We start from the raw sequence: 21,092 nt of genomic DNA, 5'->3' as shown, positions 1-21,092 counted from the left end.
GGACATGGACTCGAGGACCCGGCGCAACTTCGACGACATCCAGCTCCGGCACATCGGCCGCATCTTCGGGCGCATGGTGGTGCTGCGCGCCTCCGTCGGCGCGGGGTTGATGCTGGCGGTGGCGTGGATGGCGGCGATGGACCCCGCGCCGTGGCGGATGACCTGGCTGGTCCTCCAGGTGGTGGGTGCCCTGACGTTCTTCATCTACGAGCTGCGCCGCTACCGCCGCGAGGGGCTCACCCGGCGAAGCGTCCCCATCAACCTCCTGCTCGGCGTGTTCTTTCAGCAGAGCCTGGTGACGGGGACGGGAGGGCTCGCCAGCCCGCTGCTGCCCATGATCATCCCCCTGGCCTTCGTGGGCGCCACCACGCTTCCGCGGACGTGGCACCTGCGCGTGTTCAAGGCGGAGCTCGCGGCACTGGCATTGATGGCGCTGCCCCAGCTCGCGGGCTGGCTGCCCATGCTCCCGCTGTCCTATCTGGGGGCGCCGCCCCGGCCGTGGATGTTCGCCATCGCGTTGCTGATGTTCATGTTCATCATCATGGTCAACACGGCCGGCGCCGCCATCCGCGGGACGTTCGACGACATGCTCCGCGAGGCGCTGGACCAGCGGGATGAGCTGCTGGCCACCCACCGCTCCTACTCGCGCGCGCTGGAGTCCATGTCCGGGGAGATTGCCCACGAGCTGAAGAACCCGCTGGCCACGGTGAAGGGGCTCACCCAGCTCATGGTGCGCGAGGCCGGCCGCGCCCAGCCCACCGAGCGCCTGGAGGTGCTGTCCAGCGAGGTGGTGCGCATGCAGGGCATCCTGGAGGAGTTCCTCAACTTCTCGCGGCCGCTCGTCCCGCTGTCGGTGAGCGCGGTGGACCTGGTGGCGCTGTGTGACGAGGCGCTGGTGCTGCACGAGGGGCTCGCCGCCCAGGGCGAAATCCGGCTGGAGCGCGTGGGGCAGGGGCCCGTGTTCTCCGTGTGCGACGCGCGCAAGGTGAAGCAGGTGGTGATGAACCTGCTCCACAACGCCATCGAGGCGAGCCCCCGGGGAGGCCAGGTCCTCCTGGAGGTGGATGCCAACTCCATCGGCGAGGCCCGGGTGTCCGTGAAGGACATGGGCGCGGGCCTGCCGCCCGAGGTGGCCCACCGCGCCTTCGAGGCAGGCGTCACCAGCAAGGCGAAGGGCTCCGGGCTGGGGCTGACGGTGGCGCGCGCGCTGGCGCGCCAGCACGGGGGCGAAGTCACCCTGACGAACCGTGGGGGTGGCGGATGCGTGGCGGAGCTGGTGCTGCCGCGAGAGCTGCCCGCGGACATCCTCAAGCCCGTGGGCACGGGCGAGGTGGCCCATGCCGGCTGACGCGGGCGCGGCAGTGGAATCCACCCACCATGTACTGGTGGTGGACGACGACGCGGGCGTGCGCTTCACGCTGAAGGAGACGTTGCGCAGCCTGCCCGGCGTCTCGGTGGACGTCGCGGAGGACGGCGAGGTCGCCCTGGCGAAGCTGGCGGCGCGGCCGTACGAGCTGGTCATCACCGACCTGCGCATGCCGCGCGTGGACGGGATGGAGCTGGTGAAGCGGCTGCACGGCCAGCCCCACGCGCCGCGTATCATCGTCGTCACCGCGCACGGCTCGGAGCGCTTCGCGGTGGATGCTGTGAAGGCGGGCGCGTACGACTACTTCCGCAAGCCCTTCGACGTGGACGAGCTGCTGGCCGTCGTCACCCGCGCGCTGGAGGCGGTGCGGCTGCGCGACGAGAACGAGCGGCTCGCGGGCGAGCTGAACCTGTCCCGCTCGCTGGTGTTCGCCTCGGAGGCCATGGGGCGGCTGGCACAGCTCGTCCAGCGCGCGGGCTCGCGAGACGTGACGGTGCTCATTACCGGCGAGAGCGGCACGGGCAAGGAGCGCGTGGCGGAGGCACTGGTGCGGGCCTCGCCGCGCGCGGACAGGCCCTACCTGCGCTTCAATTGCGCGGCGCTCACGGAGGAATTGGCGGAGGCGGAGCTGTTCGGCCACTCGAAGGGGGCCTTCACCGGCGCGCACCGCGTGCGCCAGGGCCTCTTCCGAGAGGCGGACGGAGGGACGCTGCTGCTGGACGAGGTGGGCGAGCTGGCCCCGCCGCTCCAGGCCAAGCTGCTGCGCGTGTTGCAGGAGGGCGAGGTGCGGCCGGTGGGTGAGGACCGGCCCGTCAAGGTGGACGTGCGCATCCTCGCGGCCACGCACCGCGACCTCCGCCGCCGGGCCGCGGAGGGGACGTTCCGCGAGGACCTCTACTACCGCCTCAACGTGGTGCAGCTCCGCGTGCCACCGCTGCGCGAGCGCCCGGAGGACATCCCGGTGCTGGCCCGCATGTTCCTGGACCGCTTCAGCGACCGCTTCCACACGGGCCCGTTGAAGGTGCCCGAGGGCTTCATCGAGAAGCTCCGCGCGCTGCCGTGGCCGGGCAACGTGCGCGAGCTGGAGAACACGCTGGAGAGCCTCGTCGCACTCTCCAGCGACGGTGAGCTGGACCTGGGGCTGTTGCCCGTCCCCGAGTCCCCGGCCTCCGGTGCCCCGGCGGGAGCCACCGCTCCGGGCCCCGGCGCCAGCGCGGATGCACCGGACGGCGCGGGCCTCAAGGAGCGCGTGGAGGCGTACGAGCGGGGCCTCGTCCTGGACGCGCTGCGCATCTCCGGCGGCAACCGCAGCGAGGCCGCGCGGAGGCTGGGCATCGGCCGCGCCACGCTGCACGACAAGCTGCGCAAGTACGGGCTGGACGCGGCCCCGGACGAGGGCGGGGAAGGGCGGGGGTAGGACGCTCGGGCCGGGGAACGTCCACTCCCCGGGTGAAGTGTTTTCTTGTCGGCACCGCGGGGCGGTTGTCGTGAGAGGGTGCGATGGAAGCGGCGCGGAACCGGTCATTCTCGACCGCACCGTGCCCGCGACCCTCCGCTCGAGACCCGTGCCCGACGCCACGCCTCCACGTCCCACTTCCGCGACTGCGCAGGTGAGCATCCTGCTGGTCGACGACCTTCCCGCGAACCTGTTCGCCCTGGAGTGCATCCTCGCGCCGCTCGGGCAGCGCCTGGTGCGCGCCGCGTCCGGGCAGGAAGCGCTGCGGCGGGTGCTCGACGAGGACTTCGCCGTCATCCTCCTGGACCTGCGGCTGGGGGACATGAACGGGGTGGAGGTGCTGACGCTGCTGCGCCAGCGCGAGCGCAACCGGCGTACCCCCGTCCTGCTCCTCACGGGCCTGGACGGTGACTCCCCGGAGCTGCAGCCGGCCTTCAAGCAGGGCGCCGTGGACTACATGCGCAAGCCCCTGGTGTCGGACGTGCTGCGGGACAGGGTGGCCCTGTTCGTGGAGCTGCGTCAGACCGAGGCCGCGCTGCGTCGGCAGGAAGGCCGCGTGCAGGAATTGTCCACCCGGCTCGAAGAGGCCGAGCGCGAGCTGCGCTCCCTCCGCGCGGGGCCCCGTCCGCTTCCGGAAGGGGCACCGTCGGAGTAAGGCGGTGTGCCGCGCCGCGGCGTTTCACGGACTGGGGAACAAAAGGGCGGCCCCCGCGTTGGTGGCGCCCCGGAGTCGGAGTTTCCGACGCCGGTCGTGTTCCCCCTGAATGACGCCCTCTCCTCCAGGAGCGTGCATGCACTCCGTGTCCCGCAGCCTCGCGGCACTCCTGTTGTTCTCCCTTGCTGGTCCCGCGGGTGCGCAGTCCGGCCCGCAAGCCCCGAAGCCGCCCTACGGCTGGTCCCAGGAGCGGGTAGACCGCATCCGCTCGCGCTACACCAAGTACGAGTTCCGCATCCCCATGCGCGACGGCAAGCGGCTGTTCACGTCCGTCTACGTGCCCGTCGACGCGTCCCCGGCGAAGCGCTACCCCATGCTGATGGTTCGCACGCCCTACACCGTCGCGCCGTATGGCGTGGACCGGTACGCGAACTCGCTGGGGCCCAGCGAGGCCTTCGAGAAGGAGGGCTTCATCTTCGTGGCCCAGGACGTGCGCGGCGCCCACATGTCCGAGGGCGAGTACCTCAACGTGCGCCCGCACAACCCGAAGAAGTCCGGGCCGAAGGACGTCGACGAGAGCACCGACACGTACGACACCATCGAGTGGCTGGTGAAGAACGTGCCGAACAACAACGGCCGCGTGGGGCAGTGGGGCATCTCGTATCCTGGCTTCTACACGTCGGCGGGCGCCATCGACTCGCACCCGGCGCTCAAGGCGGTGTCCCCGCAGGCACCCATCGCCGACTGGTTCTGGGACGACATGCACCGGCATGGCGCCTTCAACCTGGGCATGGCGTTCAGCTTCTTCTCCGTGTTCGGCAAGCCGCGGCCCCAGCCCACGGACGCCGAGGAGTGGAAGCCGTACGACATCGGCACGCCGGACGCGTATGACTTCTTCCTGGACGTGGGGGCGCTGAGCAACGCGGACACGAAGCACCTCAAGGGAGATATCTCCTTCTGGAAGGACCTCGTCGCGCACCCCAACTACGACGCCTTCTGGCAGGCGCGAAACCTGCTGCCGCACCTGAAGAACATCAAGGCGGCGGTGATGACGGTGGGCGGCTGGTACGACACGGAGGACCTGTACGGGCCGCTGCGGACCTACGCGGCGATTGAAAAGCAGAACCCGGGCACCACCAACACGCTCATCATGGGCCCGTGGCGGCACGGCGGCTGGCAGGGCACGGAGGGCAACGAGCTGGGTGACGCGGAGTTCGGCTTCAAGACGAGCGAGACGTACCAGGACCTGGCGCTCGACTTCTTCAAGTCGTACCTCAAGGACGGCAAGAAGCCGGAGCTGCCAGAGGCGCTGGTGTTCGAGACGGGCGCCAACCGCTGGCGCCGCTTCGAGAGCTGGCCGCCCAAGGGCGTGCGCGAGACGAAGCTCTACTTCCAGCCCAAGGGCGTCCTGTCGGTCAACAAGGCGCCCACGGGCACCACGGAGTCCTTCGCCGAGTACGTGAGCGACCCGGACAAGCCGGTGCCGTACACGCAGGAGCTGACCTCCGGCTGGAGCAAGAACTACATGACGGAGGACCAGCGCTTCGCGTCGCGCCGGCCGGACGTGCTGGTCTTCCAGACGGAGCCGCTCGCGAATGACCTGACGCTGGCGGGCCCGCTGGAGGCGGAGCTGTGGGTGTCCACCACCGGCACGGACGCGGACTGGGTGGTGAAGCTGGTGGACGTGAATCCGGGCACGCTGCGCGGGTGGAAGAAGAACGACGACGAGCAGGGGAAGAAGAACCGCGGCGGGCAGCAGACGCTCGTGCGCGGTGAGCCGTTCCGCGGCCGCTTCCGCGACAGCTACAGCGAGCCCAAGGCCTTCAAGCCCGGCGAGGTGACGAAGGTGCGCTTCGTCATCAACGACGTGTTCCACACCTTCCAGCGCGGGCACCGGGTGATGATCCAGGTGCAGTCGAGCTGGTTCCCCTTCATCGACCGCAACCCGCAGACCTTCGTCCCCAACATCTTCGAGGCGAAGGACGCGGACTTCACGCGCGCGTTCCACCGCGTGTACATGTCCGCGGCGCACCCCAGCTCCGTGAAGGTGGGCGTGCTGCCGTCCGCGGACGAGTAGGGCACGAGCTCGAAGGCTCGAAGCGCGGGCCGGAAGTCGCAGTGCTTCCGGCCCGACATCTCCGGCGGACGGACGAAGTGTGACGTCCGTTCCGCACGGGAGATCCCCCTGCGTTCCTGTTACGCTGCACCTGCCACGCGGTAACGCCTTGGACGTGAGGGACATGACCGGCACGGAGGGGCCCGACAGCGGGCGGGTGGAGCTCGACGGGAGTGAGGGTGAGGGAGGAGGGCAGATTCTCCGCACCGCGCTGTCGCTGTCGCTCATCACCGGTCGCCCCTTCCGCATCCGCCGACTGCGCGAAAAGCGAGACCCTCGGGGCCTGCGTCCCCAGCACCTGGCCTGCGTGCGCGGCGCCGAGGCGCTGAGCGGCGGCTCCAGCGAGGGCGCCACCGTGGGCGCCTCCGAGCTCACCTTCACTCCCGGCCCCGTGCGCGCGGGGGACTACCTGCTGGAAGTGAGCACCGCCGGGAGCACGCCGCTGCTCTTCCAGTGTCTCGTCTACCCGCTGGCGCTGGCCGGCGGCGGACAGCTCACCCTGCGCGGCGGCACGCACCTGCCGCACAGCCCCAGCTACCACTACGTCGCCAACGTCTGGCAGCCGGTGGCTCGCGCATACGGGCTGCCCGTGCAGCTCACCATGCCGCACGCGGGCTTCTACCCGGAGGGCGCGGGGGAGATTGTCGCCGAGGTGGGCCCGCCCCAGGAGCCGCCGCTGCTGGTGGAGCTCCCCGCGCGTGGCATGCTGCGCGAGGTGCGCGTGTCGTCCTTCACCGGCGGGCTGCCGTTCACCATCGCCGAGCGCCAGTCCCGCGCCGCGGTGGCCGCCCTGCGCGAGCGGGGCATCCTCGCCGAGGCGGAGAACCGGCCGCTGCCGGTGACGCGCTCGGTGGGCACCGTCACCTTCGTGCTGGCCCAGTTCGAGCACACCATCGCCGGCTTCACCGCGCTGGGCGAGCGGGGCCGTGCCGCGGAGGAGGTGGGGCGCGAGGCCGCCGTGGCGCTGGCGGACTTCATGGAGACCGGGGGCGCGCTCGACGAGCACCTCGCGGATCAGATCCTCCTGCCCGCGGCGCTGCTGGCCTCCGGACGGCTGGGGCCTGCCACACCGGGCACCACGCGCTTCACGGCGGCGCGCATCACCGACCACCTCACCACGCATGCCCGCGTGGTGGAGTGCTTCCTACCGGTGCACGTCAGCGTGGATGCGAGCGGCGCCGTGGAGGTCCGCCCGCGCTGACGAGCGAGGCTCAGGCCTCTTCTTCGTCACTCCGGTTGGCACCGAAGGTGTTTGCGCCGGAGATCTCCTTCGTCGTGTTCCGGTAGGCCCGGAACCCGAAGGGCACGGCGGCCGCGAACACGAGCCCCACCAGGCCAATGGCCATCCAGGGGACGGGCGGCTGCTTCACCTGGATGTCCTTGCCATAGGAGTTGAGGTTGTTGCCCATGGCGCGCTGCTTGGCGATCTCCTTTTCCTCGGCCGTCAGCTCACGCTGGGCCTTGAAATCCTGCACCTGGCGCCGGGGCTGGGCCAGCGCGGCACCGCCCGAGCAGAGGGCGAGGACGAGAACGAGCCGGGGGAGGGCGTTTCGCATGAGGGTGGAGGCTAACACGACCCAACGGACGGGCTGAACAGGGCTTGCGCGGTTGTGGGCCCTCCGTTACGGCCGGAACGCCCACATTTCCCCCCTGGACGCCATGCTGCGCCTACCCTTCATCGCCCTCGCGAACCTCTTCCTCCTGCTGCGGAGCCTGCTGGGACTGCCCTTCCGGCTGCTCGCCGCCCGCCACCGGCCGGCCTATGTGCGCTTCCGGTTGACGGGGGACCCTCCGTACCGCGAGCGGCGCAAGTCCCGGTTTCAACTGGGAGGTACCCGCCCGGAGCCGGCCGCCGTCACCTCGGTGGAGCGCTTCCGGGAGTCACTGCGGCTGCTGGCGGGGGACGCCCGGGTGAAGGGCATCCTGCTGGAGGTGGAGAACCTGGCCGTGCCGCCGGCCAGACGCGACGCGCTGGTGGACGTGCTGGCGGAGTTCCGCAGGGCGGGCAAGCGGGTGGTGGCCTGGGCGGTGAGCGTGGAGACGGACGCCTACCCCATCATGTGCGCGGCGGACGAGGTGCTCCTGGCGCCCATGGGCCGGGTGGACGTGGTGGGCTACGCGGCGGAGGCCACGGCCCTGGGCGAGGGGTTGTCACGCGTGGGCATCCAGGCCCACTTCGTGCGGCGCGGCGACTACAAGACGGCGCCGGAGCTCTTCACCCACGCGACGGTGTCGGACATCCAGGCGCGGACGGTGGAGTCGTTCCTGGACGAGCGCTACGTGGACCTCGTGGACGCGGTGGCGCGGGGGCGCCGCAAGACGCCGGAGGAGGTGCGGGCGCTCATCGACCAGGGGCCCTTCAGCGCGCGGCGTGCGGTGGAGTCGGGGCTGGTGGACGCGCTGGTCAGCGAGGCCGACCTGCCGGTGCACCTGGGGCTGGTGAAGACCGGGGAGGCGCACGAGGACGAGACGGAGCTGGAGTCCATGGCGACGTACCTGGCCACGGTGCCTTTTCCTCCGGTGCGCTGGCGGAGGATGAAGCGGCCGCCACGCGTGGCGCTGGTGCCGGTGTCGGGCGTCATCGTCCCCGGGCAGGGGGCGAGCAGTGAGCGGATGGCGTCGTCGGGCGCGGTGGTGAGGGCTCTGCGGGCGGCGGGGAGGGACAGGCGCACGAAGGCGGTGGTGCTCTACATCAGCAGCCCCGGAGGCGCGCCGATTGCGTCGGAGCAGATGCTGGAGGCGGTGCAGCGGGTGGGGCGGAAGAAGCCCGTCATCGCGTTCATGGACCGGGTGTGCGCCAGCGCGGGGTACATGGTGGCGGTGGGAGCGAAGGAGATCTGGTCCACGCCGCACGCGGTGGTGGGCTCGATTGGCGTGTTCGCGGGGAAGTTCGATGCGTCCGTGCTGCTGGAGCGGTTGGGCGTGCACCAGACGGTGCTGGTCCGGGGGGAGAACGCGGCGCTGAACTCCAACTCACGGGGCTTCACGCCGCGCGAGCGCGCCACGTTGGAGGCGGAGGTGGAGGAGATCTACCAGGGCTTCCTGGGGTACGTGGCGAAGGGACGCGGCCGGACGCCGGAGGAGATCCACACGCTGGCGGAGGGTCGGGTGTACTCGGGGATGCGGGCGAAGGGGGTGGGCCTGGTGGACCACGTCGGCGGCTTCGAGGCGGCCTGTGGCCGCGCGCTGGAGTTGGCGAAGGTGTCCGCGGAGCGGTTCGACATCATTACGTACGGTGGGCCGAAGAGGAGGCTCTCGTTGCTCAAGCTGCTGATGGGCGCGGCGCGGGCGCAGACGTATGCGCTGTGCCCGACGGCGTGGAGGCTGGGTGGGCCGTGGGGTACGGAGGGATTCGATGACGTCTCCGGGCTCCTGGGCGACAGGGTCCGCGACCTTCTGGCGGAGCTGTGGGACCGTCTCGCGCATGGCCGTGGATGAGTGATGAATCGCCATGCTGACACTCTTGCTGGTCCTCATGATGACGGAGGTTCCTGGCCCTCCGCCTCTCGAGCAGATGGAGCTCGAGCAGGTCCTGTCCTGCGCGGGTGATGCCCTGAAGTGCGAGGCCTCGGACTGGGACCTGGCTCGGGAACTGGCGCGTCGCTACGACTCCACGGTGCTCGCGGCTCGCATCCAACGCGCGTCCGGCGCTCAGCGCAGGGTGCTGGTGTTCGCCCTGTACGTCCTGCCCCCGAGTCCGGAAGTGGCGAGGCTCATGCGGAAGCTCTCCAGCGACCGGGATGAGGAGCTTGCGTACTACGCGCTGAACTACCGGGTGAAGCTGTGTGATCGGGAGGCCCTCGCGAAGCTGGTGGCGCCTCCGTACCGCATCCGAGCGGCCTGCGAGCAATGGGCGACCACCGTGTCCCTGGTCGGCCAATGCCAATACATGCCCGGTGGCTCCTTCCTGCTGAGCTCCCTGGACCACGCCTGCCTCAATGTCGTCCAGGCGGCGGGGGCCAGTCTGCGGGCGCTCTACCCGGATGCGCCTTCCTCCTTCGAGTCGTTCGACCAGGAGAAGGCATATTTCGGGACGAGGGTGTCTCGCAGGAGGAACCGATGACTCATCCCAGATTTCCGGAAGCGCTCCTCTCCGTGTCCGAGCTTGAGTCGATGCTCGGCGAGCCGCGCCTCGTCATCCTGGAAGTGAAGCTGAAGCCCGTCGGCCCGAGCGCGGCCTCCGCGCCAGAGAGCGCTTCCGCGCGGATTCCCGGCGCTCGCATCTTTGACCTCGACGGGGCGTTCAGCGACCATGCGCAGTCCCTCCCGCACATGATGCCGGGGCCCGCGCACTTCGAACGCGAAGTGCGCAAGCTCGGCATCAATCGCGACAGCGTCGTGGTCGTCTACGACCGGGTCGGGCTGTATTCGAGCCCGCGCGCCTGGTGGATGTTCAGGGCGATGGGGCATGCGCAGGTGGCCGTGCTCGACGGCGGTCTACCGGCGTGGGTTGAAGCCGGTCATCCGACCGCGCAGGAACCGGAGCGCATCGAGCGCGAGGGCGATTTCGTCGCGGCGCCAACCGGGAAGGCGTTCTGCGACGCCGCGGCGGTGGAACGGGCCCTGGAAGATGCGAGCTGTGCAGTGATCGACGCCCGCTCGCAACGACGCTTCGAGGGACTCGACCCGGAGCCTCGCGCGGGGCTGAGGCAGGGGCACATGCCCAACGCCGTGAACCTGCCCTTCACGGACGTGCAGGTGAAGGGGTACGCGAAGAGCGGGAGCGAGCTCGCGGCGCTGTTCGAGAGCAGGATCGGCTCACGCCGCAGGCTCGTGTTCAGCTGCGGGTCCGGCGTCACGGCCTGCGTGGATGCCCTCGCGGCGACGCTCGCGGGCTACTCCGATATCCAGGTGTACGACGGCTCGTGGAGCGAGTGGGCACTACCGTCCACCCGGCCCGTAATTCAAACCACGTAGAGCGGTGGAGCACGCCCAGGGGTGCTACCCTCCGCGCCCTCATGAAGCGCACCGTCCTCCTCTGCCTGCCCTTGTTGGCCGCCTGCGCCACCACCCCGCGCGAGCCCGTCTCCGTCGCCGAGGCCTATGCCCGGGCCCTGGACGAGGGGCGCCTCCAGGACGCCTACGCCCTCACCAACGGAGCGCCCGAGGGCGAGGTCGCCTTCCTGGACCGCTACTCGGAAGAAGCCACCCGTCGCGAGCGTGCCGCCGCCGTGCGCTCGGGCACCGCGGTGCTGGAGGCCCGTGCCCCTTCCGTCACCCTGGCCCACACCGCACAAGGGTGGCGCGTGGTGGAGGCCCGGCCGGCGGACGTGCCCCGGGCGGCCCTCTCGCGATTCCTAGACAACGTGGAGGCCCGCGAGTGGCAGAAGGCCTGGAGCCTGCTCGCCGCGCCGCTGCGCGCCCGCTACACCCCCGAGCGCCTGCGCGAGGACTTCGAGCGCGAGCCCCTCGCGAAGGAGCGCCTGCGCCGGGCCCGGCTCGCCCTCAACGCCAACGTCCGGGTCGGCGCGGGGGAGGCGCTGTTCCCCCTCGGAGAGGACCGCGCGGTGGTCCTGGTGCTGGAGGACGGCGAGTACCGCGTGGCATCGATCGAGTGATGGCCCGCCCGCCCCCTGATCCTCCAGTCCTCCTGATAGACCCCTTCAGCCCGCCGGCCATGCTCCACCGGGCGGCAGCCCGCCAGGGTGCGCTTGACGTACAGCGGCGTTAAACGACGTTGACAGCCCCCGGGGGGCTGGCAGATTCCGCGCCCGTTGGCGGCCCCCAACCGCCCGTTTTCCAAAAGGTTTCAGGTGTTCAGATGAGCGTTTCCGAGGCGGCAGTCCTCGCGGCGATGTCGAAGGTCATGGACCCCGAGCTTCACGTGGACCTCGTGAAGGCGGGGATGGTGAAGGACATCCGCATCGCGGGCGACTCGGTGAAGCTCAAGATCGAACTCACCACGCCGGCCTGTCCGCTCAAGGGGAAGATCCAGGCGGACGCCGAGGCCGCGCTCAAGACCGTCCCCGGCCTCAAGACCTTCGACATCGAGTGGGGCGCCCAGGTCCGCGCGGCCGGCGGTGGCGTCCCCGGCGGCGCGCTGCTCCCCAAGGTGAAGAACGTCATCCTCGTGGGCGCCGGCAAGGGTGGGGTGGGCAAGAGCACCGTGGCCCTCAACCTCGCCACCGCGCTCGCCATGCACGGCGCCAAGGTGGGCCTGCTGGACGCGGACTTCTACGGCCCCTCCGTGCCCCTCATGACGGGCCTTGCGGACAAGAAGCCGGTGAGCCCGGACGGCAAGTCCCTGGACCCGCTCGTCGCCCATGGCCTCAAGGTGATGTCCATCGGCTTCCTCGTGGAGGCGGACCAGGCGCTCATCTGGCGCGGCCCCATGCTCCACGGCGCGCTGATGCAGCTGGTGCGCGATGTGAACTGGGGCGAGCTGGACTACCTCGTCCTCGACCTGCCTCCGGGAACCGGTGACGTGGCCCTGTCGCTGTCCCAGTCCATCCGCGCCGCGGGCGCCGTGCTGGTGACGACGCCGCAGGACGTGGCCCTGGCCGACGTGGTGCGCGCCAAGCAGATGTTCGACAAGGTCCACATCCCCGTGCTCGGCATCGTGGAGAACATGAGCCAGTTCGTCTGCCCGAACTGCTCGCACGTCACGGCCATCTTCAACCACGGTGGCGGTCGCAAGGCGGCGGAGATGTTCGGCATCCCATTCCTCGGGGAGATCCCCCTGGACCTGAAGGTGCGCGAGTCCGGAGACTCGGGCGTGCCGGTGGTGCTGGGTGCGAAGGACAGCCTGGAGGCGAAGGCCTTCCTGGAGGTCGCTCGCAATGTGGCGGGACGGGTGTCCGCGCAGAGCATGAAGAGCGTGCCGCTTCCGGTGGTGCAGGCCCGATAACTCCCAAGGAGAGGCTTCATGGCTTCGGCCGGCAACGACGACTTCCCGCCCGACCCGCTGATCGACGATGACGACCGGCAGTCGGGGCGCCCCAGCGGGCCCGCCGGCTTCGTGCCTGAATTCGTGCGCCGCATGGCCGTGGCCGGCCTGGGTGCCCTCTTCATGACGGAGGAGGGCATCCGCAACCTCGCTGGCCAGCTCAAGCTGCCCAAGGAGGCGCTGGGCTTCATCCTCGGTCAGGCGGAGAAGACCAAGGACGAGATCACCCGCGTCGTCACCGACGAGCTGCGCCGCTTCCTCCAGTCGGAGAAGCTGCGCGACGAGTTCCTCAAGCTCATGTCCGGCATGACGGTGGAGATCAAGGCGCAGATCCGCCTCGTGCCGCCGGAGAAGGCGGACACGGAGAACGAGACGCCTGGTGAGCCGAAGGAGAAGAAGTCCGGCACGCCCCGCGTGGTCGTCTCCGAGCTGAACGCGCGGCGCCCCGGCGCCAAGCGGACGAAGAAGGAGTAGCGGTGGCGGACACGCCTCCTGCGACAACGCCCGAGCGCGGCTACTGGCGCTCGAGCCCGCTGATGAAGCGCCTGCCACTGCTGATCCTGGCGGGCTTCGGGCTGTGGCTCTGGCAACGCACGGCCGTCCCCGAGCGCGAGCTGCACCTCCAGTTCGACGGGCCGGGCTGGAGCGCGGTGCGGGCCGTGGACCTCCAGGTGGTGGACGACGAGGGCAAGGTGGTCAAGCGCGAGGAGCGCTTCTACGCCTCGGGCCCGCCGCCGGAAGAGACGTTCAAGATGGACCTGCCCGAGGGGACGTGGCACGCGCGGCTCTTCGTGAAGGTGGAAGGGCGTGAAGCGCGTGTGCGCCTGGAGGAGTCGCTGTCTGTAGGCGAGGACGTCTACATCGTCCGCCAGCTCCGGTTGCCTCCCGCCGGTCGTTGACCGACCACAGAGCGTGGGCTAATGGCGCCCCACGTCACTCACATATCCACCAAGGGGTTCGCGAACACCATGGCAACGGAGCATATCGTCGTCGTCGGGGCGGGTCAGATGGGCGCGGGCATCGCGCAGGTGGCACTCCAGGCCGGTCTGCGCGTCACGCTGGCGGACGTGTCCAAGGAAGGGCTCGCCAAGGGCGCGGAGCGCATCAAGGGCGGCCTGAAGAAGCTGGTGGAGAAGGGCAAGCTCGACGAGGCGAAGCGCGCCGCCGCCGAGGCCAGGCTCGCCACCCTCACGGATGTGAAGGAGGCGAAGGACGTCGACTTCGCCGTCGAGGCCGTGACGGAGAACGAGGACCTCAAGCGCCGCATCTTCCAGGACCTCGACGCCGTGGTGCGCCCGGGCGGCATCCTCGCCACCAACACCTCGTCCATTCCGATTACCCGCATCGCCGCGTCCACGAAGCGCCCCGAGTCCGTCATCGGCATGCACTTCATGAACCCGGTGCCGGTGATGCAGCTGGTGGAGCTCATCCGCGGCGCCGCCACCTCCGACGAGACCTACGCCACCACGCGCGCCCTGGCCGAGAAGATGGGCAAGACGACGGTGGTGTCCAAGGACTACCCGGGCTTCATCGTCAACCGCATCCTCATCCCCATGCTCAACGAGGCCTGCTTCGCGCTGATGGAGGGCCTGGGCACGGTGGAGGACATCGACACCGCGATGAAGCTGGGCACCAACCAGCCCATGGGCCCGCTGCAGCTCGCGGACTTCATCGGCCTGGACACCGTGCTCTACATCGCCGAGGTGCTCCACAAGGGTCTCGGTGACTCCAAGTACCGCCCCAGCCCGCTGCTGCGCCAGTACGTGGACGCCGGCTGGTACGGCAAGAAGAGCGGCCGCGGCTTCTACAAGTACTAACCCGAGGAGCCCACGCACATGGCCTACGAGAACATCCGGCTGGAGCAGGACGGCGCGGTCGCCACACTGTTCATCGACCGTCCCAAGGCGCTCAACGCCCTCAACAGCAAGACGCTGCAGGAGATGGAGTCCGCGCTGGGCTCCATCGGCTCGGACGTGCGCGTGCTCATCGTCACCGGCGGTGGCGAGAAGGCCTTCGTCGCCGGCGCGGACATCGCGGAGATGGCGGCGCTGAGCGAGGCGGAGGCGCAGGCGTTCGGCGAGCTCGGCCACCGCGTCATGGCCGCGCTGGAGCTGCTGCCCATCCCCACCATCGCGGCCGTCAACGGCTTCGCGCTCGGCGGCGGGTGCGAGCTGGCCCTGGCCTGCGACTTCATCTACGCGTCCGAGAAGGCGAAGCTCGGCCTGCCCGAGGTGGGCCTGGGCGTCATCCCGGGCTTCGGCGGCACCCAGCGCCTCACCCGCGCGGTGGGCCGCGCTCGCGCCAAGGAGCTCATCTTCACTGGTGAGCGCATCGACGCGGCGAAGGCGAAGGAGATCGGCCTGGTGCTGGAGGTGTTCGCCCCCGAGGCACTCCTGCCGCACTGCCGCGAGGTGGCCGCGAAGATGCTGAAGAACGGCCCGCTCGCCATCGCCAAAGCCAAGCACGTCATCTTCGAGGGCGCGGACGAGGACCTGCGCGTCGCCAACAGGCTGGAGCGCAAGACGTTCGGCGAGCTGTTCGGCTCGGCGGACCAGCGCGAGGGCATGAAGGCGTTCCTGGAGAAGCGCCCCGCTTCCTTCACCGGCAAGTGAAGTGCGACGGACGCTCGCGGCCGGGGGACTGCTGACCTGCCTCCTGGCCGCGGCGCCGTCATGGGCCGCGGAAGCAGGGGACGAGGACGGGCGCGCTCCGGCGCTCGTCTCCTGGAAGCGCACGCTCTGCCTCTACACCGCGTGCGCGCTCGAGCCGCTCATTCCGGATGTTCGCTACGAGTGGGGCGCGGACTCGAAGGAGCGGTGGCTCCTGTCCTGGCCCGTCCATCCCTGGGCCTCGCCGCCCCTGGACATTCCCGGGCCCACGCTCATCGTCTCGCCCTTCCTGGAGCCCCAGCTCCGGCTGAAGCCGTCGGTCTTCCGGCTGCTCGCCGGGGCGCGGGTGTATGCCTTCCCGGACACGCTGCGCTTCGGCGTGCTCGTGGAGGGCGCGGGGCTGTGGGGCGAGGATGGCTCGGGCGGGGTGGCGGGCGTGGGGCTGACGTACGACCTCATCGAGCGCCACCGGCACACCGTGCCGTGGACCCTGTCCCTGGTCCTCCGGCGGGCCTGGACGGGGGAGGGCGACCGCACGGACGTCACCTTCGACGTCACCGTGCCACTCAACATGTTCCTTGGCTCACCCCTGGATTCCCGGGAGCCGGCCGCCCGGTCGTCCTCTAATCGGCACGTCAACCCGCGCTTGCAGTGGGGGCCTTCCTCTTCGCTGTTCCCGAGGGGAAGCCCCCATACTATGTAGGCCTTTCTCTTTTCCTCCCCGCTGTCGAGGAGCCTCATGAACTTCGAGCTGACCGACGTCCAGCGCGAGATCCAGCGGATGACCCGCGAGTTCGCCGCCAAGGAGCTGATCCCCAACGCCCGCAAGTGGGATGAGACCCACGCGTGGCCCACGGACGCGGTGAAGAAGCTCGCGGAGCTGTCCCTGCTGGGCGTCGCCGTTCCCGAGAGCCACGGCGGCGCCGGGCTGGACAACGTCTGTTACGCCATCGCCATGGAGGAGATCAGCCGCGGCTGTGCCTCCACCGGCGTCATCATGAGCGTGAACAACTCGCTCTACTGCGACCCGGTGATGAAGTTCGGCAACGAGGAGCAGAAGGAGCAGTTCCTCACGCCCTTCGCCCGAGGCGACAAGCTCGGCTGCTTCGGCCTCACCGAGCCCGAGGCCGGCAGCGACGCCGCCGCCCAGAAGACCGTCGCGGTGCGCCGCGGTGACGAGTACGTCATCAACGGCTCCAAGAACTGGATCACCAACGGCCCGAAGGCGGACGCCATCGTCCTCTTCACGATGACGAACAAGGAGAAGGGCAACAAGGGCATCACCGCCTTCCTCGTTCCCACCAACACCCCCGGCTTCATCCGCGCCGAGCCCGACAAGAAGATGGGCATCAGCGCCGCCTGGTCCTGCTCCATGTTCTTCGAGGACATGCGCGTGCCGGCGAAGTACATGCTGGGCAAGGAGGGCGACGGCTTCAAGGTCGCCATGAGCACGCTGGACGGCGGCCGCATCGGCATCGCCTCCCAGGCGCTCGGCATCGCCCGCGCGGCGTACGAGGAGGCGGTCCGCTACTCGGGCGAGCGCAAGTCCTTCGGCAAGCCCATCCGCGAGCACCAGGCCATCCAGTTCATGATCGCCGACATGGCCACGGAGATCGACGCGGCCCGGCTGCTGGTGTGGCGCGCGGCGCTGATGAAGGACAAGGGCCAGCGCCACAGCCCGGAGAGTGCCATGGCCAAGCTGTACGCCAGCGAGATGGCCAGCCGCGTGGCGAACAAGGCCCTCCAGGTGCACGGCGGCATGGGCTACAGCAAGGAGATGGACGCCGAGCGCCACGTGCGCGACGCGCGCATCACCGAAATCTACGAGGGGACGAGCGAGATTCAGCGCATCGTCATCTCCGCCAACCTGTTGAAGGAGTAGGCGTGATGAAGCGGGTCCTTTTCCCTGCGGTCCTTCTTGTTTCGGCGGTGGCGCTCGCACAGGGCACGCCCGCGAAGAAGCCCTCCGGCGGGAAGCCCGCCTCGGCTCCGGCCACGGCCCCCGCGAAGAGCGAGGGGCCGGATGTCGAGCGCATGCCCTTCACGCCGGACTCCATCAAGGAGGTCGTCTCGTACAACCAGCCTCGTATCCAGGAGTGCTACGAGGACCACCTGGCGGAGAAGAACAAGAAGGTAGAGGGCCGGCTGATGACGTCCTTCACCATCGACGCCAACGGCCTGGTGAAGGGCGCGAAGGTGGTGAAGAAGTCGAGCACGCTGAAGGATTCGGGCCTGCACGACTGCGTGGTGGCGGTGCTGTCGTCCATGACGTTCCCCAAGCCTCCGGACGGCGCGGACCACCCCATCGAGTATCCGTTCAACCTCAAGGCCATCGAGTAGGAAGACCGCCGTGAACCTCGAGCTGACCGAGACCCAGACGCTGATCCGCGACACCGCCCGCAAGTTCGCGCGCGAGCGCGTGGCCCCGCAGGCCCGCACGCTGGATCGTGAAGAGCGCTTCCCCACCGAGCTCTACAAGGAGATGGGCGAACTGGGCCTGCTCGGGGTGAACATTCCGTCGAAGTACGGCGGCTCGGAGGCGGGCGTCGTCTCCTACGCGCTGGCGATGATGGAGATGGCGGCGGCGGACGCGTCCACGTCCGTGACGATGGCCGTGACGAACATGTGCGCGGAGCTCATCAACGCCTTCGGCACGGAGGCGCAGCGCGAGAAGTTCGTCTCGAAGCTGGTCTCCGGCGAGGCGATTGCCGGCTCCTTCGCGCTGTCGGAGCCGCACGCGGGCTCGGACCCGGGCGCGATGCTCACCTCGGCGGTGAAGCGCGGGGACACGTACGTCCTGAATGGCAGCAAGCAGTGGATCACGTCGGGCGCGTACGCGGGTGTCATGGTGGTGTGGGCGCGCACTTCGCCGACGGGGAACAAGGGCCTGTCGTGCTTCATCGTGGAGGGTGGGACGAAGGGTCTCATCATCGGCAAGCACGAGGACAAGATGGGGCTTCGCTCCTCGAACACGGTGTCGCTGACGTTCGAGGATTGTGTAATTCCCGCGGAGAACCTCCTGGGCTCGGAGGGGCAGGGCTTCCGGCTGGCGATGACGGCGCTGGACGGCGGGCGCATCGGCATCGCCTCGCAGGCGTGTGGCGTGGGCCGGGCGGCGCTGGAGGCGGCGGTGGCGTACTCGAAGGACCGCAAGGCCTTTGGTCAGGCCATCGGCGAGTTCCAGGCCCCGCGCTTCATGATGGCGGACATGAAGACGCAGCTGGAGGCGGCGGAGCTGCTGACGCTGCGCGCGGCGTACATGAAGGAGCAGGGCCAGCCGTTCTCGCGCGAGGCTTCCATGGCGAAGCTGTTCGCCAGCGAGATGAGCAACAAGCTGGCGGACAAGGCCGTGCAGCTCCACGGTGGCTACGGGTACATCGACGAGTTCCCGGTGGAGCGGTACTTCCGCGACGCCCGCGTGCAGACCATCTACGAAGGCACCAGCGAGGTGCAGCGGATGGTGATTGCCCGCGAGACGTTCAAGCTGCTGGGGTGAAGTGCGGGACGCGGGCCTCGTTCACCGGAGGGTGCGCGGTGGCATCAGCCCACCGTAATCCAGGCGGAAGATGCCCCCGAGCCGGCGCTGGAGGTCTTCGCTCCAGGCCGGGGTGCCGGGCTCGCTCGTCTCGACGGCCAGTTCCTCGCGCAGGCGGGCGGTTGCCTCAGACACATCATGAGCTTCCGTCAGGCAGCCTTCCTGGAAGCGCAGCTCGTGGACCTCGTTCCAACAGATGGCGGTGTGGGCGGTGTGTCTCCGCACCTCCCGCATGGGCTCGGGAAGGTCGAGGGCGTGGATGTATCCATCGCCCAGCAGCATTCCCCCGGTGAATGGAATGGGAGCGTGCAGGTCCTGGAATAGGACGGGCAGACGCTCCTTTTCATCGAGGTCGACCGAGGCTTCCCTGCCGAACAGCCGGGGCCCACGTCCGGTACGGATGCGCAGCCGCTCGACGTAGGGAAGCCGCAGGCGGAATTGTTCGAGGTACAGGGCCCCATCCGAGACGCCGTAGGTGCATTGGTAGCGTCCGACATCCGGGATGGAGACAACCTGGGGATGCAGTCCATGCGGCTCGGGCTGGAACAGTCCTGAGCCCCTGACAGCGTCGATGAAGAAGAAGCGCTCCCGGTAGTGGAGGGCGCCGCTCCAGTGGACAAACGTGGCCATTCCTCGTGTCAGGGTACCAGCGAGGTGCAGCGGATGGTGAATGCCCGCGAGACGTCCAGGCTGCTGGGCTGATGCCCTGGGGCCGGCCCGCGCGGTGAGCGCTGGCAGCGCTCAGCCGCGGGGCATTCAGCTCAGGCGAGGCGGTTCAGTAGCAGGCGCATTCCCTGCTGTTGATGCAGAAGCCACCGTTGAATCCGGCTTCAATGCATGGGTCAACGCAGAACGCCTGGCAGTCATAACTGAGTGGCGCCGCCTGGGACGCGGCAAAGGCCTGCGTTGCACCGAACGACACGACAAAACCAGCGGCGACGGCGAGCAGCACCTGTCCTGCCTTCTTCGCGGAACGAATCACTGTGACCTTTCAGGGTGGGTAGTCCGCCGTTGGGAACGGCGCGCGGACTACATCACTCCTGTCAGGCCGGTTCAAACGGGCCACTTCAGACTCAGTGGGAGGCCTGGACCACGGCCGCGGGGACCGCGCTCGCGGCCCCAGCCTCCGCGTCCGGCAGTTCCTCCTCCAGGTTGCGGATGTGCGGGTTCTGCCAGGCGACAATGGCCTGCACGACGAGCACGGCGCCCAGCACCGCGAAGAGCAGCGCGATGCCGCGCCCGGTGCCGGTGCCCACCCACGGCCCGAGGCTGTTCGCGAGCGCACCGTCCTTCGCCATCCACGGCTCGAAGAGCGTGTCGGACAGCACGCCCGCCAGCACCGAGGCCAGCGGCGCGGCGAGCAGGTTCACCATGCGCCGCACCGAGAACACGCGGCCCTGCACGTCCGGCGGCACCTTCTGCTGCCAGAGGGTCTGCCCGCAGCTCGCCACGATGGGGATGTTGAAGAGGAACAGCGCCGCGCAGACGCCCATCAGCCACGGACTTGGCGGAAGCACCGCCAGCATCAGCGGCAGGCCCGCCAGCAGCACGAAGCCGATCACGCCATGAATGCGGCGCTTTGGCCCGCCCCAGACGCCCATGGCGATGCCGCCGAAGAGCATGCCCAGCCCGGAGAGGGACATCACCTTCCCCAGCGTCGCCGCATCCGTGAAGCTCAGGATGAGCGGGGTGATGAGCACCATCACCATGCCCATGACGATGTTGACCACCGCGAGCAGCCCCAGCAGCCCCAGCAGCCCCGGCCGAGTGCGGATGAAGCGCCAGCCCAGCCCCATCTCCTTCCAGAGCGAGCCACGCGCCGCCGCGCCCTCCGCGGACACCGGCGGCTTCGGGAAGCGCACCATCAGCAGCGTCACCATGGAGAAGGCGAAGGTGGACAGGTCCATCAGGACGATGCCCTCCAGGCCAATCTTCAGGAGCAGCACGCCGGCCAGCACCGGAGACACGAGCTGCCCCACGCCCGAGGCCAGCTCCACGAAGCCGTTGGCCCGCGCCAGTTGCTCCTTCGGCACCATCAGCGTCGTGCTCGCCTGGAAGGCCGGCCAGCGGAAGGCGTTGAACAGCGCACTGAGGATGATGGGGCCGTAGAAGTGCCAGGACTCGAGCTTCCAGGCTCCCGCGGCACTGGCCTGGAGCAGGGCCCAGATGCAGATCGAGGCGATGCCCGACCCCAGGTCGCTCAGCAACATCACCTTCCGCCGGTCCCACCGGTCCACCAGCGCGCCCGCCAGGGGCGACACCAGCGCCATGGGCAGCAGGTAGAAGAAGGTGAGCAGCGAGAACTGCGTGACGGAGCCGGAGCGCTTGTAGATCTCGATGCCGAGCGCGAATTGAGTCACCCCCGAGCCGACGAGCGAGGCGACCTGGCCCAGCCAGGTGATGCCGAACGCGCGCGTCGGGCGGGGGGCTGCGGACTGTGGAGTCGGGTTCATGGAGGCAGTCATGTGA

The 21,092-nt window shown here is 69.4% G+C and carries 22 protein-coding genes; 18 read left to right on the top strand and 4 right to left on the bottom strand.

The window, feature by feature from the left end; translation table 11 throughout:
• Positions 1 to 4 precede the first annotated feature (4 nt).
• The 5 genes from OV427_RS46360 to rtcA all read left to right on the top strand — a co-directional run bounded on the left by OV427_RS46360 (position 5) and on the right by rtcA (position 6,794).
• Complete coding sequence (locus tag OV427_RS46360; protein WP_267862660.1) at positions 5 to 1,348, top strand: sensor histidine kinase; 1,344 nt, start codon at positions 5 to 7, stop codon at positions 1,346 to 1,348.
• Positions 1,338 to 2,783, top strand: coding sequence for a sigma-54-dependent transcriptional regulator (locus OV427_RS46355; RefSeq protein ID WP_267862659.1), 1,446 nt, complete (start codon positions 1,338 to 1,340; stop codon positions 2,781 to 2,783). The genes OV427_RS46360 and OV427_RS46355 overlap by 11 nt, the downstream gene beginning before the upstream one ends.
• Positions 2,784 to 2,976: 193 nt before the next feature.
• Entirely contained in the window at positions 2,977 to 3,477 is a 501-nt protein-coding gene (locus OV427_RS46350) for a response regulator (protein WP_267862658.1), read from the top strand.
• Between the two features lie 136 nt (positions 3,478 to 3,613).
• Positions 3,614 to 5,554, top strand: a complete 1,941-nt coding sequence (locus OV427_RS46345; RefSeq protein ID WP_267862657.1) for a CocE/NonD family hydrolase — start codon at positions 3,614 to 3,616, stop codon at positions 5,552 to 5,554.
• A gap of 163 nt (positions 5,555 to 5,717) precedes the next feature.
• Positions 5,718 to 6,794 (top strand): RNA 3'-terminal phosphate cyclase, encoded by a 1,077-nt coding sequence (rtcA, locus tag OV427_RS46340; protein ID WP_267862656.1) that lies wholly within the window; start codon positions 5,718 to 5,720, stop codon positions 6,792 to 6,794.
• 10 nt (positions 6,795 to 6,804) lie between these two features.
• Here rtcA and OV427_RS46335 read toward each other — a convergent pair whose 3' ends face one another.
• On the bottom strand, positions 6,805 to 7,149 hold the full coding sequence (locus OV427_RS46335; protein ID WP_267862655.1) for a hypothetical protein: 345 nt from the start codon (positions 7,147 to 7,149) through the stop codon (positions 6,805 to 6,807).
• A gap of 103 nt (positions 7,150 to 7,252) precedes the next feature.
• Here OV427_RS46335 and sppA point away from each other — a divergent pair, with 103 nt between their 5' ends.
• The 13 genes from sppA to OV427_RS46270 all read left to right on the top strand — a co-directional run bounded on the left by sppA (position 7,253) and on the right by OV427_RS46270 (position 18,584).
• Positions 7,253 to 9,031 carry a signal peptide peptidase SppA gene (gene sppA, locus OV427_RS46330; protein ID WP_267862654.1) on the top strand — a complete coding sequence of 593 codons (1,779 nt, stop codon included), beginning with the start codon at positions 7,253 to 7,255 and terminating at the stop codon, positions 9,029 to 9,031.
• A 13-nt stretch (positions 9,032 to 9,044) separates the two neighbouring features.
• On the top strand, positions 9,045 to 9,656 hold the full coding sequence (locus OV427_RS46325; RefSeq protein WP_267862653.1) for a hypothetical protein: 612 nt from the start codon (positions 9,045 to 9,047) through the stop codon (positions 9,654 to 9,656).
• Positions 9,653 to 10,510 (top strand): sulfurtransferase, encoded by an 858-nt coding sequence (locus tag OV427_RS46320; RefSeq protein WP_267862652.1) that lies wholly within the window; start codon positions 9,653 to 9,655, stop codon positions 10,508 to 10,510. Before OV427_RS46325 ends, OV427_RS46320 begins: the two co-directional genes overlap by 4 nt.
• A gap of 41 nt (positions 10,511 to 10,551) precedes the next feature.
• The gene (locus tag OV427_RS46315) at positions 10,552 to 11,151 is read left to right on the top strand and encodes a hypothetical protein (protein ID WP_267862651.1); all 600 of its coding nucleotides are present in this window, start codon (positions 10,552 to 10,554) and stop codon (positions 11,149 to 11,151) included.
• A 203-nt stretch (positions 11,152 to 11,354) separates the two neighbouring features.
• On the top strand, positions 11,355 to 12,440 hold the full coding sequence (locus tag OV427_RS46310; RefSeq protein WP_267862650.1) for an Mrp/NBP35 family ATP-binding protein: 1,086 nt from the start codon (positions 11,355 to 11,357) through the stop codon (positions 12,438 to 12,440).
• Between the two features lie 18 nt (positions 12,441 to 12,458).
• Positions 12,459 to 12,953, top strand: coding sequence for a hypothetical protein (locus OV427_RS46305; RefSeq protein ID WP_267862649.1), 495 nt, complete (start codon positions 12,459 to 12,461; stop codon positions 12,951 to 12,953).
• Between the two features lie 2 nt (positions 12,954 to 12,955).
• Entirely contained in the window at positions 12,956 to 13,378 is a 423-nt protein-coding gene (locus OV427_RS46300; protein ID WP_267862648.1) for a hypothetical protein, read from the top strand.
• Between the two features lie 69 nt (positions 13,379 to 13,447).
• Positions 13,448 to 14,296 carry a 3-hydroxyacyl-CoA dehydrogenase family protein gene (locus OV427_RS46295; RefSeq protein ID WP_267862647.1) on the top strand — a complete coding sequence of 283 codons (849 nt, stop codon included), beginning with the start codon at positions 13,448 to 13,450 and terminating at the stop codon, positions 14,294 to 14,296.
• Positions 14,297 to 14,314: 18 nt separating this feature from the next.
• A complete protein-coding gene (locus OV427_RS46290; RefSeq protein ID WP_267862646.1) occupies positions 14,315 to 15,091 on the top strand; it encodes an enoyl-CoA hydratase-related protein in 777 nt (258 codons plus the stop codon).
• 1 nt (position 15,092) lies between these two features.
• Entirely contained in the window at positions 15,093 to 15,791 is a 699-nt protein-coding gene (locus OV427_RS46285) for a hypothetical protein (RefSeq protein ID WP_267862645.1), read from the top strand.
• A 36-nt stretch (positions 15,792 to 15,827) separates the two neighbouring features.
• Entirely contained in the window at positions 15,828 to 16,970 is a 1,143-nt protein-coding gene (locus OV427_RS46280) for an acyl-CoA dehydrogenase (protein ID WP_163996539.1), read from the top strand.
• Positions 16,971 to 16,975: 5 nt separating this feature from the next.
• A complete protein-coding gene (locus tag OV427_RS46275) occupies positions 16,976 to 17,428 on the top strand; it encodes an AgmX/PglI C-terminal domain-containing protein (protein WP_267862644.1) in 453 nt (150 codons plus the stop codon).
• A gap of 10 nt (positions 17,429 to 17,438) precedes the next feature.
• Positions 17,439 to 18,584 (top strand): acyl-CoA dehydrogenase family protein, encoded by a 1,146-nt coding sequence (locus tag OV427_RS46270; RefSeq protein ID WP_267862643.1) that lies wholly within the window; start codon positions 17,439 to 17,441, stop codon positions 18,582 to 18,584.
• Between the two features lie 21 nt (positions 18,585 to 18,605).
• Here OV427_RS46270 and OV427_RS46265 read toward each other — a convergent pair whose 3' ends face one another.
• The 3 genes from OV427_RS46265 to OV427_RS46255 all read right to left on the bottom strand — a co-directional run bounded on the left by OV427_RS46265 (position 18,606) and on the right by OV427_RS46255 (position 21,076).
• Positions 18,606 to 19,253: a hypothetical protein gene (locus tag OV427_RS46265; RefSeq protein WP_267862642.1), complete on the bottom strand. Its 648-nt coding sequence runs from the start codon at positions 19,251 to 19,253 to the stop codon at positions 18,606 to 18,608.
• A 145-nt stretch (positions 19,254 to 19,398) separates the two neighbouring features.
• Positions 19,399 to 19,605 carry a hypothetical protein gene (locus OV427_RS46260; protein WP_267862641.1) on the bottom strand — a complete coding sequence of 69 codons (207 nt, stop codon included), beginning with the start codon at positions 19,603 to 19,605 and terminating at the stop codon, positions 19,399 to 19,401.
• A gap of 91 nt (positions 19,606 to 19,696) precedes the next feature.
• Entirely contained in the window at positions 19,697 to 21,076 is a 1,380-nt protein-coding gene (locus OV427_RS46255; protein ID WP_267862640.1) for an MFS transporter, read from the bottom strand.
• Between the last annotated feature and the right edge of the window lie 16 nt (positions 21,077 to 21,092).

The organism is Pyxidicoccus sp. MSG2 (genome assembly GCF_026626705.1).
Taxonomy (GTDB): Bacteria; Myxococcota; Myxococcia; order Myxococcales; family Myxococcaceae; genus Myxococcus.
This window is presented reverse-complemented; position numbering and strand designations above follow the sequence as displayed.

Coding starts and splice junctions, on each gene's coding strand:
- OV427_RS46320 (WP_267862652.1), top strand. CDS start 9,653: ATGACTCATCCCAGATTTCCGGAAGCGCTCCTCTCCGTGTCCGAGCTT.
- OV427_RS46295 (WP_267862647.1), top strand. CDS start 13,448: ATGGCAACGGAGCATATCGTCGTCGTCGGGGCGGGTCAGATGGGCGCG.
- OV427_RS46325 (WP_267862653.1), top strand. CDS start 9,045: ATGCTGACACTCTTGCTGGTCCTCATGATGACGGAGGTTCCTGGCCCT.
- OV427_RS46305 (WP_267862649.1), top strand. CDS start 12,459: ATGGCTTCGGCCGGCAACGACGACTTCCCGCCCGACCCGCTGATCGAC.
- sppA (WP_267862654.1), top strand. CDS start 7,253: ATGCTGCGCCTACCCTTCATCGCCCTCGCGAACCTCTTCCTCCTGCTG.
- OV427_RS46360 (WP_267862660.1), top strand. CDS start 5: ATGGACTCGAGGACCCGGCGCAACTTCGACGACATCCAGCTCCGGCAC.
- OV427_RS46355 (WP_267862659.1), top strand. CDS start 1,338: ATGCCGGCTGACGCGGGCGCGGCAGTGGAATCCACCCACCATGTACTG.
- OV427_RS46315 (WP_267862651.1), top strand. CDS start 10,552: ATGAAGCGCACCGTCCTCCTCTGCCTGCCCTTGTTGGCCGCCTGCGCC.
- OV427_RS46265 (WP_267862642.1), bottom strand. CDS start 19,253: ATGGCCACGTTTGTCCACTGGAGCGGCGCCCTCCACTACCGGGAGCGC.
- OV427_RS46335 (WP_267862655.1), bottom strand. CDS start 7,149: ATGCGAAACGCCCTCCCCCGGCTCGTTCTCGTCCTCGCCCTCTGCTCG.
- OV427_RS46280 (WP_163996539.1), top strand. CDS start 15,828: ATGAACTTCGAGCTGACCGACGTCCAGCGCGAGATCCAGCGGATGACC.
- OV427_RS46290 (WP_267862646.1), top strand. CDS start 14,315: ATGGCCTACGAGAACATCCGGCTGGAGCAGGACGGCGCGGTCGCCACA.
- rtcA (WP_267862656.1), top strand. CDS start 5,718: ATGACCGGCACGGAGGGGCCCGACAGCGGGCGGGTGGAGCTCGACGGG.
- OV427_RS46255 (WP_267862640.1), bottom strand. CDS start 21,076: ATGAACCCGACTCCACAGTCCGCAGCCCCCCGCCCGACGCGCGCGTTC.
- OV427_RS46275 (WP_267862644.1), top strand. CDS start 16,976: ATGAAGCGGGTCCTTTTCCCTGCGGTCCTTCTTGTTTCGGCGGTGGCG.
- OV427_RS46310 (WP_267862650.1), top strand. CDS start 11,355: ATGAGCGTTTCCGAGGCGGCAGTCCTCGCGGCGATGTCGAAGGTCATG.
- OV427_RS46345 (WP_267862657.1), top strand. CDS start 3,614: ATGCACTCCGTGTCCCGCAGCCTCGCGGCACTCCTGTTGTTCTCCCTT.